Source organism: Marinitoga sp. 1137, from assembly GCF_001941525.1.
Classification (GTDB): Bacteria; Thermotogota; Thermotogae; order Petrotogales; family Petrotogaceae; genus Marinitoga; species Marinitoga piezophila.
In genome coordinates this window covers 181,925-199,124 of sequence record NZ_CP009471.1, presented here as the reverse complement: position 1 = coordinate 199,124, position 17,200 = coordinate 181,925, and the positions used below count along the sequence as shown (strand labels likewise).

17 protein-coding genes are annotated in these 17,200 nt (G+C 28.1%); 2 read left to right on the top strand and 15 right to left on the bottom strand.

What is annotated here, in order from left to right; genetic code table 11:
* Positions 1–10: 10 nt before the first annotated feature.
* The 7 genes from LN42_RS01055 to LN42_RS01025 all read right to left on the bottom strand — a co-directional run bounded on the left by LN42_RS01055 (position 11) and on the right by LN42_RS01025 (position 9,312).
* Positions 11–3,292, bottom strand: coding sequence for a PD-(D/E)XK nuclease family protein (locus tag LN42_RS01055; RefSeq protein ID WP_075780129.1), 3,282 nt, complete (start codon positions 3,290–3,292; stop codon positions 11–13).
* Between the two features lie 55 nt (positions 3,293–3,347).
* The gene (locus LN42_RS01050) at positions 3,348–4,592 is read right to left on the bottom strand and encodes a hypothetical protein (protein WP_075780128.1); all 1,245 of its coding nucleotides are present in this window, start codon (positions 4,590–4,592) and stop codon (positions 3,348–3,350) included.
* Positions 4,592–5,752, bottom strand: a complete 1,161-nt coding sequence (locus tag LN42_RS01045) for a hypothetical protein (protein ID WP_075780127.1) — start codon at positions 5,750–5,752, stop codon at positions 4,592–4,594. The genes LN42_RS01050 and LN42_RS01045 overlap by 1 nt, the downstream gene beginning before the upstream one ends.
* A 250-nt stretch (positions 5,753–6,002) precedes the next feature.
* Positions 6,003–6,923 (bottom strand): restriction endonuclease, encoded by a 921-nt coding sequence (locus tag LN42_RS01040; RefSeq protein WP_075780126.1) that lies wholly within the window; start codon positions 6,921–6,923, stop codon positions 6,003–6,005.
* A gap of 191 nt (positions 6,924–7,114) precedes the next feature.
* Positions 7,115–8,227 (bottom strand): hypothetical protein, encoded by a 1,113-nt coding sequence (locus LN42_RS01035; protein WP_075780125.1) that lies wholly within the window; start codon positions 8,225–8,227, stop codon positions 7,115–7,117.
* Entirely contained in the window at positions 8,220–8,798 is a 579-nt protein-coding gene (locus LN42_RS01030; protein ID WP_075780124.1) for a restriction endonuclease subunit S, read from the bottom strand. Before LN42_RS01030 ends, LN42_RS01035 begins: the two co-directional genes overlap by 8 nt.
* Positions 8,785–9,312 carry a hypothetical protein gene (locus LN42_RS01025; RefSeq protein ID WP_075780123.1) on the bottom strand — a complete coding sequence of 176 codons (528 nt, stop codon included), beginning with the start codon at positions 9,310–9,312 and terminating at the stop codon, positions 8,785–8,787. The genes LN42_RS01030 and LN42_RS01025 overlap by 14 nt, the downstream gene beginning before the upstream one ends.
* Before the next feature lie 221 nt (positions 9,313–9,533).
* Here LN42_RS01025 and LN42_RS01020 point away from each other — a divergent pair, with 221 nt between their 5' ends.
* Together LN42_RS01020 and LN42_RS01015 are read left to right on the top strand one after the other, a co-directional pair.
* Entirely contained in the window at positions 9,534–10,154 is a 621-nt protein-coding gene (locus LN42_RS01020) for a deoxynucleoside kinase (RefSeq protein WP_075780122.1), read from the top strand.
* Complete coding sequence (locus LN42_RS01015; RefSeq protein ID WP_075780121.1) at positions 10,154–10,789, top strand: deoxynucleoside kinase; 636 nt, start codon at positions 10,154–10,156, stop codon at positions 10,787–10,789. Before LN42_RS01020 ends, LN42_RS01015 begins: the two co-directional genes overlap by 1 nt.
* 38 nt (positions 10,790–10,827) lie before the next feature.
* Here the strand turns inward: LN42_RS01015 and LN42_RS01010 are convergent, their stop codons facing one another.
* The 8 genes from LN42_RS01010 to buk (LN42_RS00975) are packed head-to-tail and all read right to left on the bottom strand — an operon-like array spanning position 10,828 to position 17,190.
* The gene (locus LN42_RS01010) at positions 10,828–11,376 is read right to left on the bottom strand and encodes a 2-oxoacid:acceptor oxidoreductase family protein (protein ID WP_075780120.1); all 549 of its coding nucleotides are present in this window, start codon (positions 11,374–11,376) and stop codon (positions 10,828–10,830) included.
* The gene (locus tag LN42_RS01005) at positions 11,373–12,128 is read right to left on the bottom strand and encodes a thiamine pyrophosphate-dependent enzyme (protein WP_014295685.1); all 756 of its coding nucleotides are present in this window, start codon (positions 12,126–12,128) and stop codon (positions 11,373–11,375) included. Before LN42_RS01005 ends, LN42_RS01010 begins: the two co-directional genes overlap by 4 nt.
* Positions 12,129–12,143: 15 nt before the next feature.
* Complete coding sequence (locus LN42_RS01000) at positions 12,144–13,199, bottom strand: 3-methyl-2-oxobutanoate dehydrogenase subunit VorB (RefSeq protein WP_014295684.1); 1,056 nt, start codon at positions 13,197–13,199, stop codon at positions 12,144–12,146.
* Between the two features lie 13 nt (positions 13,200–13,212).
* Positions 13,213–13,443 (bottom strand): ferredoxin family protein, encoded by a 231-nt coding sequence (locus LN42_RS00995; protein ID WP_075780119.1) that lies wholly within the window; start codon positions 13,441–13,443, stop codon positions 13,213–13,215.
* Positions 13,444–13,463: 20 nt separating this feature from the next.
* Positions 13,464–14,132, bottom strand: a complete 669-nt coding sequence (locus LN42_RS00990) for a hypothetical protein (RefSeq protein ID WP_014295682.1) — start codon at positions 14,130–14,132, stop codon at positions 13,464–13,466.
* Positions 14,125–15,213, bottom strand: a complete 1,089-nt coding sequence (gene buk / locus LN42_RS00985; RefSeq protein ID WP_075780118.1) for a butyrate kinase — start codon at positions 15,211–15,213, stop codon at positions 14,125–14,127. Before buk (LN42_RS00985) ends, LN42_RS00990 begins: the two co-directional genes overlap by 8 nt.
* Before the next feature lie 12 nt (positions 15,214–15,225).
* Entirely contained in the window at positions 15,226–16,119 is an 894-nt protein-coding gene (locus LN42_RS00980) for a bifunctional enoyl-CoA hydratase/phosphate acetyltransferase (protein WP_014295680.1), read from the bottom strand.
* Between the two features lie 9 nt (positions 16,120–16,128).
* Positions 16,129–17,190, bottom strand: coding sequence for a butyrate kinase (gene buk, locus LN42_RS00975; RefSeq protein ID WP_014295679.1), 1,062 nt, complete (start codon positions 17,188–17,190; stop codon positions 16,129–16,131).
* Between the last annotated feature and the right edge of the window lie 10 nt (positions 17,191–17,200).

The following is a 17,200-nucleotide window of genomic DNA, read 5'->3' as shown; positions in this document are numbered from 1 at the left end:
CTTCACCTCATTATTTAGATTTACGTTTAGCTTTTAAGTGATCTCTATTTTTTAAATTAATATATTTTCCAAATCCCATAATCTTACATAATGAATAATACTCACATTTTATTGATAATCCGTTAGGATTATCATTACCTTCACATGTATAATATTTTTCATTACTATTTCTCACATTGTATCCTTTTGATTTTAAATAATCTAAAAATCTAAATTTTAGTTTTTCATCATCATTAATAAAAACAGGATAAAATTCTGAATTTTTAATGGCATCTACCACTTCATTAAACCAGCTTTCAAATTCTTTTAGTGATATTTGATTATATGAATTTGAATTTCCAGAATATTTTATATACAAATCGTCATTTTTTATTTTAATCCATATTAAAGCGTCAGTTTTATTAAAATCCTTTTCTTTCATTGGAAGGAAGCTCAAAAATACGGATTTTTCTTTTAATTTTTCTTTCCAATCAGAATTGCTTAATAATATATAATAATAAAATAATAATTGTTCACTTTGGAAACTTTTACTATTTTTATAATCTATTATTGAATATGCTTCCTTTTCTTCTTTACCAACAGGAATCAATTCATTTTTTGATTCATCAATATCAAAAATCACATCTTCTTCAAGAATATCGATTCTATCAATCCTTGCAAAAAGATCATAATTTTCATATTTACCGGAAACAGGAAATTCGCTTTTCAATACTTTTTTGTATTTTATAATCTTTTTCTGCTCGTCTTTAATCTTTGAATTTTTAAAATGAATATAAAACTCTATTAATTTTTTTATAGTAAAGATTAAATCCTGTGATATATCTTCAATTTCCACTTCTTTTACAATCTTATACGATTTCAATTCATCTACACCCGAATTATCCCATTCTTCATAAGCAATACTTTTAATTTCTTCATATAACTTTTCTTCGTCTTCAATAAGGCTATAAATGGAATTATATGTTGAATACTTATCAAATAATTTCTTCATTATCTTATGCTTTAAATTACCTACATAGAAAATAGAAAAGTCCTTATTTGCCGCTATTCTTGCTATATATTTCAGATAATATTTAAATGGGCAATCAACATATGTTGATATCTTATTATGACTGATATCCCCAATAGAATATTTGGTATCTAACACCCAATTATAATTATCCCTTTTCTCTTTTAATTTTTCAATTTCTGAAATAACTTCATTAATTTCATCAAGGTTGGACTTTAAATTATTATATGCAAAATACAAAGCTGCCTGTTCGAGAGAATAGATTTCGTCCGTATTTTCAGGAACAATCTCTTCGCTTTTTATAGCAAAAGGATACTCTCTAATTTCAAATAATTTTTCAAAATCCTTTTCATATGAAGAACCAAGAATTTCCTCTCCAGATAACGTGGCTTTTGGATATGTAAATATCACATTATCAGCAAAAAGCATTGAGATAAACATATTTTCTCTGAATTGTAACTCAGAGATTTTTGAGTAATTATTTTCTTTTGTAATAGACGATAATAATGGATTTATATGTATAGAAGGATAATTTATATCCGTAAATGAAACAAATATTTTATACTTTTTATGTACAAACCTGGAATCATTAAGTGAAAATATTTCCACTGTATTGGAATATCTTTCTGAAATTCTGTATTTTTCTGTTTCTATTAAACTGGAAAGAATATTATAGAACTTTGAAAGTTTTATTTTTCCAGGTATTAAATGTTCCAGATTTTTTTCTAAAGTAAGCAGCAATTCATGAAATTTATACAATGCATTTAATTCACTTTCAACCTTATCAATATTTTCTACATTTATTCTTCCTTCTTTAATCCATGTATTTAAAAGTTCCCTATAATATGTAAGCTCAAAATCGTTTTTGTCTATTTCTTCCAATAAATTGAACAATGTTTCAAGTATCTTTTCTAATTCTTCCAATTCGGCTCTCTGCAATTCCAATCTCTCTTTTTCATCAGAATCAAATAATTCTTTATCTATTTCTTCAAGACGCTTTGAAACAACACTCAACCACTTTTCTTTTCTCGATTTCAATGAAGCTTTTGGAAAGTCATAATAAAGGTTTAATGTTTTTAAAAGTGATTCTATTTCATCAATTGATAATGAACGTTCTCCGCCATAACCTGCTTCTATTAATGCAAGTAAGTCTTCAACTTCATAACCGGAATATTTTGTTTTTAATGGCAATAATAATTTAGATACCATTACACTTTCTGAAAGTGGCATATCATTTTTAAGCCTATATGGAACCTTTAATTCTTCAAAAAATTCAGCAAATGCATTGGCAGTTTGCGAATCTGGAACAATTATTCCGAAATCATCAGGTTGATAATTCTCGTATATTATTTTTCTTTTTATTTCTTTTGCAATATTTTCAATTTCAAGAACAGTATTCTTAAACACGCCCTTTTGAAAAGTTGTATTTAAAAATAATTCCTTTAAACTTTCCTTTTTATAATTTCCAGAAAAACCTTCATTTTTCAGGAAATAAAGAATATTTTCAAGACTTTCAAACGACTCATCATCAATAGGATTCCACGCAAAAAAGATTACATTATCAAACAGATTAAACAATGTTTTTAATACTTTATTTAATATTGGAGGAATATCAAAAAATCCACTTATAACAAGTGTTTTTCCAAGTTTTTTTTCAATTTCAGGCAATTCATTGTAGAACCATTTATAAATACTAATTTGATCATAATTCTTTCCATTATTTTTTGAATCGTCAAAAGTTGTATTTAAGATATCTTCTAATTTTTCTTCAAGATGTTTATACAGTTTAAAGAGATTATTATCACTTTCCATATCTTTATCTATTTCTGAATACAACGGATGATTTTCAATAAGTTTTTCATCTTCAATTCTAGATATTTCCCATTTCTTTTCGAAGATTTCAAGCAAATATTCAATGGCCTGTTTTGATTTTGCAAGTGTTTTTACATATTTTCTAAACTCTATATTATTTTTTTCTTTTTCAATTAAATCCTCCAGTTCCTTGGCGATATAGGCTTTTAAAAAATCCCTGTCTATAAAGAGAGAACTTGGCTCATATTTTCTAAACATCTCAACAGCATATTGATTTATAACCCTAAATGCATCTCTATTGATAGTCTTATCAACTTTCCTTGCAACACTTTCTGCAATTTGCTTTACATAATCACCAGAAGGTCCTAAAAAGAGAAAATTCATAGGATCTTTTTCATACAAAGGCAATATAAACTCAGCAATCTCCTCAAAGTGATTTTTACTTAAATTAATTAACTTCAACTCTTTCATATCATTCCCCCGTTTTTATAAAATTTTTATATTATCCTGATTTTCATTAATATTATTAGTAACTCAAAAATTTTATTTTACTATTTATAGCTTCTAAGTTCATTATTCCCTCTGGAACGAAAAAGATTTCTTTTCTTATATTTAACAATTTAAAATCAAATATATATTTATCTCCAAATTCTCTTTCATAATCACGACTATATTCATCTTTTTTATCTAAAATGATTTTCACTGTCTTCAAATCTTTATTTATCTCACTTATTTTACCTTCATATATTCTATATTTAAGTTGATAATTTTCTTTTTTAAAAAGATATATTTTTTCATTAATTTTCGCGTTTTTTATTATCCAATCTGATAAAATACTTTTTAATTCTACAAAAAAATCACCTATATTTTCATCAGAATAATATAATTTAGTGCTGTAATATTCAACAAGTTTTTTGCTTTTCTTTATTCTTATATTATGAATTTCGAAAAATTTTATAATTTTCTCTTTTAAATCTTTATAATTTTCTATTTCTCTGCAGTAACTTCTCAAATCCCTAAAATTTTCTTTTGAATAATCATCTCTATTTAAATCTAAGATCTTAAAAGTTCTATTAATTAAATCATTAAAACTGATATTCAATATGTGATTTTTTTCAACGTTATTTTTTATAAAATCAATAAAATTTGAAAAATTTATATTTTCTTCACTTTCACTATAAAAGAACATCGTTAATGCTTCGCTGAATAATCTGTTGAAACTGGGATAAAATTCTCTGGTAATTCCATACATCCCTTTATATAATGGAGAAAAAAAAGAAATATTAGTAATCGAATAATCATTTTTAAAGTTTTTTTCAAAGCTTTCCAGTAGATATTCAAGATCTCTTTTATTACACCATAATACTAAATTTTCTTTTCTTCTTATTCTTGAAAGTTTATAAATAAAGGATAGTTCATTGTTCTTATTATATAAATCCTGAAAAAATTCATGATATTCTACTTTGCTTGTTTTAACTGGAATATATACTTTTACCATATTTGCTGGTTCTCTTTCTGCGCCATTAAATGCAAAATAATACCAATAATAATCTGTGTTATACCATTTATTTTCATTATCCTCAATATCTTTTGCTGAAATATATTTCATTGTTTCCATATCTTCTTCTATTTCATTAAATGTTTCATATATTAATTCTGCCATTTGATCAGGAGCGATTATATACTTATTTTCAAGATACACATTTTTAAATGTTTTATATATTTCATATTCAATTAATGCAATTTGTGAATTTATATCAAGTTCCAACATCACATATCACCTTCATAATAATAAAAATCAGAATATGTATCAGCAATAATTTTATTGATATCTTCAAACAATTCATATGGAATAAAAAATTTATCTTTCCAGAATGGATGGCTAAACAAATGAAAATTAATACAAGCTTCATCAATCATAAAATCCCTATCAATTTCAATTATAATTTCATAACGCTCAATTTTATTTATTTTACCTTCGAGTACCCGCAATTTTCCATCATACTTTTTAAAAACTATTATTTTTTTATGCCAAATATCATCGTGAACCTTATTTTCATAAAACCAATTCATTACAGCTTTTTCAATTTTTTTTATTAACAAATTTTCAAAAGTATTTAAATCCTTTGATTCCATTTTCAAATTCTGCATTTTTTCAAAATTTATCTTATCTTTTTTTATCCCCATATTAAATATTTCTGTTATAATCTTTCCTGTATCATTTTTAATGGATATATTCTTTTTCAATTCTGGCATATCAAATTCGAGATCTGCCAGTTCAAAAATATTATTATTTCCTCTTATAAAATATTCTATAACTTTTTTTATACTATTATTTTCAAAAGTTTTCAATAAGAAATTATAAACCTCTTCAATGTTTATCTCTTTTGGATTTGTTTCAAAAAATAGAACAAGATACTTACTTAATGAAGTATAGTATTCTTCAAAAAGAATTGCATAAACACCTTTATATAATGGAGAAAAAACGAAAATATTCTTTAATGAATATTCCTTGAAAAATTCTTTTTCAAAAGCGTTAAGAATAAAATCGACGTATTCTCTCTCCACCGTGATATAAACACCATTTAATGTTAAGTAAGGAATTTTATATTCAATTTTTATATTCTCTTTCTTTTCTATATTATCCAAAAATTCAAAATGCTCTTTTCTAATAAACTTTATCGGTATATGAACATTTATAGGATCTATAAAATTTTTTGATGAATATATATTATAAGACTTTTTAAATTCATTTTTATAAAGTTCATCAAAATCTTCAAAATATTCATAATCTACAAGTTTTCTATAAATTAAATCTGATACTTTTTCCAGAGGATATACTTTTTCATACTTCTTATAAATAATAAAAAGCTCTTCTAAAGTTCTATTTATAAGAAATTTTTGTATATCTTTATTTAATCTAAAATCCATTTTTCACACCTCTTTAAAAGATATTATGAGTAATTTTTATAATAAAATTATGTTCTATTTCATTGTTTCATATCTCCAATCTGTCTTCTTTTAATTCACTTCTATACGTTTAACCATTTCTGCCACACTAAAATTATATCATACTAAGTTACAAAAAACCCTTCCGAGCAAAACTCAGAAGGGAAATTGTATTTTTTTATATAACTAATTTCCAATATAAAACATATTTTTTATTGTAGAAAATATTTACTTATTCTTCTTCAAAATAATCGGTATCTACTTTTTTTATTTCAAATGAATTTTCAACATAGACACCAACACCATATTCAATCATTAATTCTGCTAATTTTTTTCCGTTAATTAATATAATCTTTTTATTATTCTCTTTAACATAATCTATAGCATCTTTTGTAAAATATGATGTAGTAATAAAAACTCCCTTATTCGCTCTAGGAGTATCTAATGCTCCTGAAAATTTTTGTATTTCAGGTCTTCCAACACCTTGATTTTTATCCCATTTTTTTGCCTGAACATAGATTTTATCGAATCCTAATCTATCTTCATTAATAATTCCATCAATACCACCATCACGCGTTTTTTGTGTATTTTTCTTGGCATTTTCAAAAGTTCCGCCATATCCCATTTTAACTAATACATCAAGAACAATTTCTTCGAATTTATCTGGAGAAATATTATTTAGATGTTCTAAAATTTCTTCTATAAGTGAAGATTTAAACTTTTGATAGGCTTCTTCAAATAATTCTTGAGGAGTTTTTTCAGAAGTTTCAATTTTTTCTTCAAAAGTCTCATTAGTATTCTGTTCATCATCTGTACTATAATAAAATTTTTTAAAACTATCATATTTTAACAACATTTTATTATTGATTTCTTCAGGATTTTCTTGTAACAATTTTAAACCTTCTTCAGTTATCTTAAATTTACCCCTTTCAACATTTTCAATTAAACCGGCTTTTTTTAAATATGTTTTTGCCCAACCAATTCTATCATAAAATATTCTTTTACCACTTTTTAGAGTTTGAATTCTTTCTTCATCTGTAATTCCCAATTTTTCAGCCAAAATTTCTTCACATGTTTTTAAATCATAAACATTTCTATCTGACAATAATTTCAATAATGGTAACATTAATTTATCATATGTAGGTATAGCCACAAAAAAACCTCCTTTTTATTTTATAATATTTTTACATTCTGTTATTCATTATATCATCTCAATATAAAAATACAAAAAACATTTTAATTAAATTAATCTTCATAATTTTCAATATACTATAAATATTAATAATTATATTCATAAATGATAATCTTTTAGGATTTTTATCTAATTAAAACATAAACGCTATTTTATTTCTTATATAACTCTGATAATAACTCCAGCGTTTTTAGACCTATTTCTTTTTGCTTGGTTTCTGAGTATTTTGTTTCAAGAAGAGTTTTTATTTTTTCGATATCTTTTTTTATTTTTTCACCTGTGAATTGGTAGTTTTGAATATCGAAAGAAAAGTTATGGTTTATAACTTCTTTTTCTTTTATTTCTATTTTATCTGTTTTTCCTGATTGGTTTGTATTGATTATTATTATATTTTCTGTTTTTTTATCCGGGTTTATTGCATAGATGTATAATTCATTTTTGCCATTTATTTTTATCATTTTTTCAATGTTTTTTGAGTATTGACTGTTGTTTTCGTGGAATCGTTTTGCACAATTTTCTGAGTCAAAGATAAGTATTTTTTTTGTATTTAATTTTATTTCTTTTTCGCATTTTTTATTGAATAAGGAAATAAAATCTATTTCTGTATTTATTTTTTCTGATTTTATTTCATTAGCCTGAATAAGATGTTTGTATATTTCAAAGATTATCTTTTTTTCAGCAGTTTCTGTGTTATATAAAATTGAGATTTTTTCCGGTAGAATTCCTGTTAAATAAGGATTTGTGATGTGAACATTCTCATTAGATGTAATTGTTTCTGCTAATGCTTTTTTTAGCTCTTTGAAATTTATACTTATTAATATATGCAAGTCCTCATTTTCATTGTTTCTTATATTCCTTTGCAAATTTCTTTCTGGAAGCGTATTTAATGTATCAAGGAATGAATTTATAATTTCATTATATGTTCCTCTTAATATATTTTTTGAAAAATCAAGATTGTTTAATAATCTAAATACTTTTGTTTTTGATTCATCGGGAATGTCTGGAATATTTTCTGCATTTTCAATAAAGGATATTTGTTTTTTTATCTGTTCAAAAAAGTTTTCCGAGTTTAAAACTGAATTTTCTATATTTTCTGTTTTTTCAATTAATTCATGTTTTTGAGTTATGTAATCTTTTTCTATTTTTAAGTCGTGTAACAATTTATAGAACGCTATTAAATGCGTTTGTGCCTGGATTAATTCCAGATTTTTTGAATCCGAATGTTGCCATATATTTTTCAGTATTTCCACTATTGTTTTATACACATAAATCACTCCATACTTTTAAGAATATTGTTTTATCTATTAGCTCTTCTTTTAGCTGGAGGCTTTTTAATTTTAATTTTTTTTCTTTTTCAAAGTTTTTTACAATTTCTATTATTTGCTTTTGTATTTCAAGCGGGGGTAATGTTAATTCAAAATCTTCGAGTGTTTTTTTCTTAATAACTTTAATTATCTTACCAACACGTCTTTCTTCAAAATATCTTTTTGCATATTCATTGTTTAATATTATTGTGAGAAATTCTGGAAGTATTTTACCTGAATTGATTCTAATGTTAAAAAAGAATTGTGCTGAAATGAGGTTTGGAATCTCTTTATCAATATGGACGGCAAAGATATTTGAACCTTTTGCGCTGAAGATTATGTCGTTTTTCTTTAAGAGATATTTTTCTATGTTTCTATTTTTATTATACACAGCTTTTGACAGTTTTTCTATCTCTATTTTGTTTTTTGTTATTGATGAAAGTTTTATATAATTAAAATTGCCCTCAGGTGTTTCTTCTACCTGAGGGGATAAAAAAATATTTGATATTTCTTTTAATTTAATCTTTTTCATTGCCCCACCTCTTTTCTTTATCAGGATATTGATATACATCACTAACTTCTACTACATTGTCATCATCATCTAAATTTAAATCAATACCAAATGAACCTTTATGCATAACAAATACCTTTTTTTCCTCATTCTCTAATACAATTACATCTCCTTCATCATAATATTGTTCTATAATTTTCACTTCCCCATTTTTTAGTCTCTTAATCCTTCTATATAACTCTCTTACATAAACTCTTTCATTATTGGTTTTATATACTTTATACATCGTTATTGCTTCTGTTCCATCATCTAAAATCTTTGGAGGGGTTGTAACTTCATATGGCTCTACATTAAAATCAAGAAAAGGATATTCCTCTTTTTTGGCTTCACTATAATAAACTTCAGGATACTCATCAGATGGATCAAATTTTATTAGTTCTAACATTCCACTACTACCATAACCATCTAGTAATGGATAAAAACCGTCTTTTATAAATATACCAAATGTTTCAAATGAGATAAAATCTAAATCCATATTATCCCTCCTTTATTTTTTACAGTATATATTATACTGTAATTTTTATAATTTGTCAAGTACTATAATATTTTTATTTTAAGTTGCTATGTATAGTATTTGAGAAATTAATAACTACTATATATAGATATCTTAATGAAAATTAAAGATTTTTTCAATATTTCTTTTATATAATGATAGGGCATTAATGAATTTATTTTATTGAATATTGAGGTGGCATGATGGAAGAGATTTTAGCATATTTTAAGGATAAGCAGTTAAGAATTAATATCGAAGGGAATATTGGAAGTGGAAAGACAACGCTTGCTAATGCTATTTTTTATAAAATTAATGCTGATGAGTTGATTTTAGAAGAATTTGAAAATAATCCTTATCTTCCATTATTATATAAGAATGAAGATGTAGGATTTCAAACAGAAATGTTTTTTCTTGTTTCAAGATACAAGCAATATCACAGGAATAATGATTCAAGATTAATTGTTTCTGATTATGATATGTTAAAGAATAAGATTTTTGCCGATATTACAATTACCAATTCAAAGGAAAAGGAAAAGTTTTTTAAGATTTATGAGATTTTAACTGAGGATATTAAGAAACCTGATGTTCTTATTTATATTGATACCGATGTGGATACTGTTATTGAAAGAATTAAAAAGAGAAATAGAGACATGGAGAAGGTCATTGCAAAGGAATATCTGGAATTGGTTGATAGAGGTTATAAGGAATATTTTTCTAATGAGAAGGATTTTCTTTATATTGACGGAAATAATTTTAATGTTTTTGATGAAAAACAGTTAAAAGAAGTTTTATTAAAAATAATAAATTATCTGGAGGGAAAATAATGGGAAAGATGATAGTTTTAGCCGGGAATGTTGGTGCTGGAAAATCTACATTTACAAGAGTTCTTTCAGAAAGGCTTGGTTTTACACCATATTATGAATCTGTTGCTGATAATCCATTTTTAGAAGATTTTTATAAGGACCAAAAGAAATGGTCATATCATTTACAAACCTTTTTCCTTTTTCATCGATTTAATAGTATTAAGGATATAATCGATAGCGGTACAGATGCTATTTTAGATAGATCAATATACGAAGATGCCGAAATTTTTGCAAGAAATCTTTATTTAACAGGTAAGATGAGCGAAAGGGAATATAAGACATACACTCAAATATTTTATACTATGCTTGAATTTTTAAAAAAGCCTGATTTATTGATATATATTAAAACAAGTGTGGATACTGTTGTTAAAAGAATTGCTAAAAGAGGAAGAGAAATGGAGATGCAGGTTCCTATTGAATATTGGCAGCAACTTGATAATTTATATAAGGACTGGATTGAAAATTATAACGAATCAAAGATTTATGTTGTTGACGGCGATGAAATAGATATTGTAGAAAATCCAGAATATATAGATAAAATTGTTAATGATATAAATGAGATACTTAATATAAATGAAGTTGATGAAGTAATATAAAACCGGAAGCTTTTAAGCTTCCGGTTTTATATTATTAATTATAATTGTTCTTCTGCAGCTTTCATTCCAGCTTCAATTGCTTTTAAGTTGATTTCTAATAAATCTGCTTTTTTACCTTTTAATGATTTTTCAAGAGCTGCTTTTACTGAATCAAATGAAACTGCATCTGTTGCTTTTAAATATGCTCCTAACATTACCATATTTTGAACTTTTATATTTCCTAATTCATCTGCAATTTCATTTGCAGGAATTTTTATTACTTTTACATCTTTTCTTTCTGGTTCTCTATCTATAACAGATGTATTTAAAAGTAATAATCCACCTTCTGGTAAGAATTTTTCAAATTTGTACATTGATGGAATATTAAATGCTATAACTTCTGATGGTTTGTCTACAACTGGTGATGCAATGTATTTTTCTGAGATAACTACTGTACAGTTTGCTGTACCTCCACGCATTTCTGGACCATATGATGGTAACCATGTTGTATATAAATTTTCGTACATTGCTGCTAATGAAAGGATTTTTCCAAAGAGCATTACACCCTGACCACCAAATCCTGCTGCTATGAATGCATGATGTCTCACTTTTCATCACCCACCTTGTCAACATAAACGCCTAATGGAAATTCTGGAACCATGTTATCTTCTAACCATTTGTTAGCTTCAATTGGATTTACACCCCAGTTTGTTGGACATGTTGAAAGAACTTCAACCATACCAAAACCAAGGCCATTTAATTGAGCTAAGAATGCTTTTTTAATCATTTTCTTTGTTTTTAATACATCCTGTGGTTTGTTAACTTTTGTTCTTGCTAAGAATGCTACACCTGGTAAGTTTGATAATACTTCTGCCATATGAATTGGATAACCTTCATTTTCTGCTTTTCTTCCATATGGTGAAGTTGTTGTTTTCATTCCGAGCAATGTTGTTGGAGCCATTTGTCCTCCAGTCATACCATATATAGCATTGTTTACAAATATTGTTGTGATTTTTTCTCCTCTGTTTGCTGCGTGCATAATTTCTGCTGTACCTATAGCAGCGAGGTCACCATCACCCTGATATGTAAATACTACATTATCTGGTCTTGCTCTTTTCATACCTGTTGCTACTGCTGGAGCTCTTCCATGTGGTGCAACTGTACCATCTACATCAAAGAATTCATATGCAAAAACTGAACATCCTACTGGAGCAACCATTAATGTTTTTTCTCTTATTCCTAATTCATCTAATACTTCTGCTATTAATCTATGGATTATACCATGATGACATCCTGGACAGTAAGTAAATTCTTTTCCGCTTAATGACTCAGGACCTTTAAATTTTATTTTATATGACATAATTTTCCTCCTTTCTTATAACAATTCCATTAAATGATCTAATATTTCATTTGGTGTTGGAACAACACCACCAGTTCTTCCGTAGAATTCAACTGGTTTTTTACCGTTTACTGCTAATCTTACATCTTCAACCATTTGTCCCATACTCATTTCAACTGTGTAGAATAATTTTGCCTGATCTGCTAATTTTGCAATTGCTTCATATGGGAATGGCCATAATGTAATTGGTCTTATTAAACCTGCTTTTACGCCTTTTTCTCTTGCTGTATCAACAACTGTTTTTGCAATTCTTCCAATTGTACCATATGCAACGAGAATAACATCTGCATCTTCTGTTTTGTATTCTTCGTACATTATTTCGTTTTCAATTATTTTCTTATACTTTTCCTGATATCTTAAGTTCATTTTTTCTAAAACATATTCATTTATATCAAATGAAGTTATTTTATGTGGTTCTCTTCCTTTTGCTCCCTGCATTGCCCATGAGCTATGATCAGGTAATGTTGATAAATCCCTATATTCTGGGAATTCAACTGGTTCCATCATCTGACCGAGCATACCGTCTGCAAGGATTAAAACAGGATTTCTGTATTTATCTGCAACATCAAATGCCTTTATTGTTAATTCTACAGCTTCCTGTAATGATTCTGGACCATATACAACAAGTCTGTAATCTCCGTGTCCTCCACCTTTTGTTGCCTGGAAGTAGTCACTTTGTGCTGGCTGAATATCTCCTAAACCTGGACCGCCTCTAACAACGTTTACAAATACTGCAGGTAATTCTGCACCAGCAATATATGAAACACCTTCTTGCATTAATGAGTATCCTGGTGAAGATGTTGATGTGAATACTCTTGAACCTGTTGCTGCTGCACCGTAAATCATATTTACAGCTGCAACTTCACTTTCTGCCTGTAAGAATGTACCATCAACCTGTGGTAACCTTCTTGACATATATTCTGTTAATTCACTCTGTGGTGTTATTGGATATCCAAAATATAATCTACATCCAGCCCTTATGGCGGCTTCACCAATTGCTTCTGTACCTTTAACCATTACTTTTTCGCCCATCAATTATCCCTCCTTAAGCATTTGCCTTTTCCAATGTTGAAACTGTGATACATACATCAGGACACATCTGGTAACAGAATCCACATCCTATACATTTTTCTGGATGTAAAACTGCTGCTGGATGATAACCTTTTGCATTAAATGCTTCTGAAAATCCTAATGTCTGTGTAGGACAGGCATCTATACAAAGGCCACATCCTTTACATCTTTCCTGATCGATTTCAACTTTGTTTTTGTATTCCATCGTATCCCTCCTTTTCAGGTTCATAATTCATACACTTTATCCATAAATCTTCTTAAAATGAATTTCTTATTTTGTGTTTCTATATCTTTTAAGAATTCAGGAACTACTGTAAATGCTATTGGTATTCCTGTTTTTTCAGAAACTTCCATTAATAATTTTTCACCTTCGAGAATTACTTCTTCAGTAGTTTCATTTTGAAGATTGGAATTTGATACTAAATAATCTATTTTTCTTCTTGCCTTTGCACCTAATCTTTCGAGATTATATATAATATCATCTACTGTGTTCATAAACGGTCTTTTAGTATTTACAACCAAATATGTTGCTGTTTTTGTTTGAGTCAAAAAGTTATTTAGTGATCCCACTACTGTAGCTCCGTCTTCATTACCACCAGCATCTATTACTGTTTGGTATTCTGGATTTACTATATATCCTCCAACTTCTGGTGGAATTATTGGTAAATCCGCATGCATAAATCTTTTTGGTGGTGTTATTACTTTGATATTCATATTGCTTAATATATCTATTTCGTCTCTTGTTCTGAAATATGGACTTATTACATCTATATCAGCTATTGCAACATGATCATATTTTTCTTTAAGATATATTGCTGTATTTAAGGCTATTTCTGTTTTTCCAGAACCAAACATTCCAATAAAAACGTGACATTTAAAATCAGTATTAACCATTATTTACCTCCTGAGGATAACTTTTAACTTCCTCTTCTCCTTTTAACGCTCTCAATGCTGCTTCTGCAAGAGCTTTTTCTTCATCTCCACCTGGCACAACATAAATAGGTGCTATAAACTCTGTATGTTCTTTTAACCATTTAACCATATTATTTTTATCGTATGCCAAACCGCCAGTTAAAACAATTCCATCTACTTCAAAATTCAAAGCAGCTGCCATTTTTCCAATCCATTTGGATATTTGTAATGCCATTGCTTTATAAATTGTTGTAGCATATTCTTCTCCACTTTCTACTCTTTTTTGAACTTCTAATGCATCGTTTGTGTTAAGATATGCTACTAAACCACCTTTTCCTTTTATCCTTTTTTTCATTTCATCTAATGTCATTTTTCCTGAATAGGCCAAATCCATTACCTGAGTCATTGGCAATGTTCCAGCTCTTTCGGGGGTAAAAGGACCGTCGCCATCGAGTGCGTTATTTACATCAACAACACGTCCATGTTTATGAGCACCGATAGAAATACCACCGCCCATATGTACAACAATTAAATTAACTTCTTCATATGATTTTCCCATTTCTTTTGCTGTGCTCCTTGCAACAGCTTTTTGGTTTAATGCATGGAAAATAGATTTCCTTACATAATCTGGATGTCCTGAGAATCTTGCAATATCTTCCATTTCATCAACTACTACAGGATCTGCAATGTATGCTGGAATACCAACTTCATTTGCTAATTCACTTGCAATTAATGCCCCAAGATTTGAAGCATGTTCTCCGTATTTTCCTTCTCTTAATTCTTCTTTCATTAATTCATTTACTGCGTATACTCCACCTGGAATTGGTCTTAATAATCCACCTCTTCCTATAATTGCAGAAAATGTTTCTAATGAATGTCCGCTTTCTTCAAGGAATTTCTTTATAACGTTTTTTCTAAATTCGTATTGATCTGCAATATGTTCAAAAGGAGCTAATTCTTCTGATGAATGTCTTACTGTATCTTTTGAAAGAAGTTTATCGTCTTCGTAAATTGCAAGTTTAGTTGATGTTGAACCAGGATTTATTACTAATATTTTATACATAACTATTACCTCCTAAGCTAAGAGTACTGATAATGCAATTGATAATAGTTTCGCATCATCAGAATCTGCTCTTGAAGTTAAAACTACAGGTTTTTTACCGCCAAGAATTGTACTTGCAACACCAGCACCTGATAAGAATACCATGGATTTATAGAATATGTTTCCAGCTTCGATATCTGGCATAATTATAATGTCTGCATCTCCGGCAACTTCACTTTTTATTCCTTTGTGTTCTGCTGCTTCTTTAGAAATTGCATTATCCATTGCAAATGGTCCATCTACTATGCAGCCTTTTATTTGACCACGTCTGTTCATTTGAGTAATTATTGCTGCATCCATTGTTGCTGGCATTTTTGGATTAACCTTTTCAAGAGCGCCTACTATTGCTACTTTTGGTGTTTCAATTCCCAAAGCTTTTGCTATTTTTACTGCATTGTTTATTGAATCAACTTTTTGTTCTAAAGTTGGTGCTATAACCATTCCAGCATCTGTTACAATAAGTAATTTATGATAACCTTCTATATCAAATACGCTTACAAGATTCATTGTGCTTTTTGTTCTTAATCCATATTCCTCTTTTAAGAATACTGAAAGCAATTCACCTGTTGTGATATGGCCTTTCATTGGAAGGTCTGTTTTTCCTGAGGCTACATCTTCAACAGTTTTTCTAACTGCTTCTTTATTATTTTCACAATGAACTATTTCCATTTTGGAAATATCTATATCATGTTCTTTTGCAATTTCTTTTATTTTTTCTTCGTTTCCATATAATACAACATTACAAATTCCTTCCTTTAAAGCTCTTTCAACAGCCTTTAACACTACTTCATCTTCAGCTGCTGCAACACCAACGGTTTTTTTTACTTCCATTGATTTTGCAAGTTCAATTATTTTGTTAATTCTCATTGTTTCACCTCACAATTTCCATTCTTTAGCTGGTTCTTCATTGTTTAATACCCTTAATGCACCTTCTGCTAATGCTTCCATTTCAAATGAACCTGGATATCTCATAATTAATGCAATTTTCGATACTCTTTGTTTAATCATATCTATAAATACATCGTTTCTTGCCATACCACCTGTTATAATAATTGCATCTACTTCACCTTTTAATATAGCTGCCATACCGCCAATTTCTTTAGCAATTTGATATGCCATAGCTTCAACTACTTTTTTAGCGTATTCATCTGTTTCGGCTTTTTTCATTGCTTCTCTTAGGTCATTTGTTCCAAGATATGCTACGAGACCACCTTTTCCAATATATCTTTTCTTTAATTCTTTTTTATCGTATTTACCAGAAAATGCCATTTTTGCAAGATCGCCAACTGGTAATTCCCCTGTCCTTTCAGGACTAAATGGTCCTTCGTCATTTGCGTTGTTTACATCTATCATTTTTCCTTTTCTTTGTGCGCCAACAGAAATTCCCCCACCAAGATGTGCAATAACAAAATTACAATCTTCATATTTTTTGTTTAACTCTTTAGCAGCCTTTCTTGCAACGCTCTTCATATTCAAAGCGTGGAATAAACTTCTTCTTTCAATTTCAGGTATACCTGAAATTCTTGATTCTGGTATAAACTCATCAACTGAAACAGGATCTGTAATGAATATTGGTATTTCTCCATTTGACAATTCCCAACCAATTACAGCGGCAAGATTTGAAGCGTGTTCTATTTTTGTTTTGTTTCTTAAATAATCAACCATTTCTTCATTTACTTTATAAGTACCGCTTTCAAGAGGTGGAAGAATACCACCTCTTGCAGCAATTGCATCAAAGTCTGAAACTTTGTATCCATATTTTCCAATAAATTCTTCGATTTCGTTTTTTCTTAAATCTATTTGATCCATTAATCTATCGTATTTTTCTAATTCTTCCATTGAATGAGAAACTTCTTCAGAAACTATTAAGTTATTATCTTCAAAAACTGCTATTTTAGTTGATGTTGAACCAGGATTGATTACTAAAATTCGTTTCATTTTTTCACCT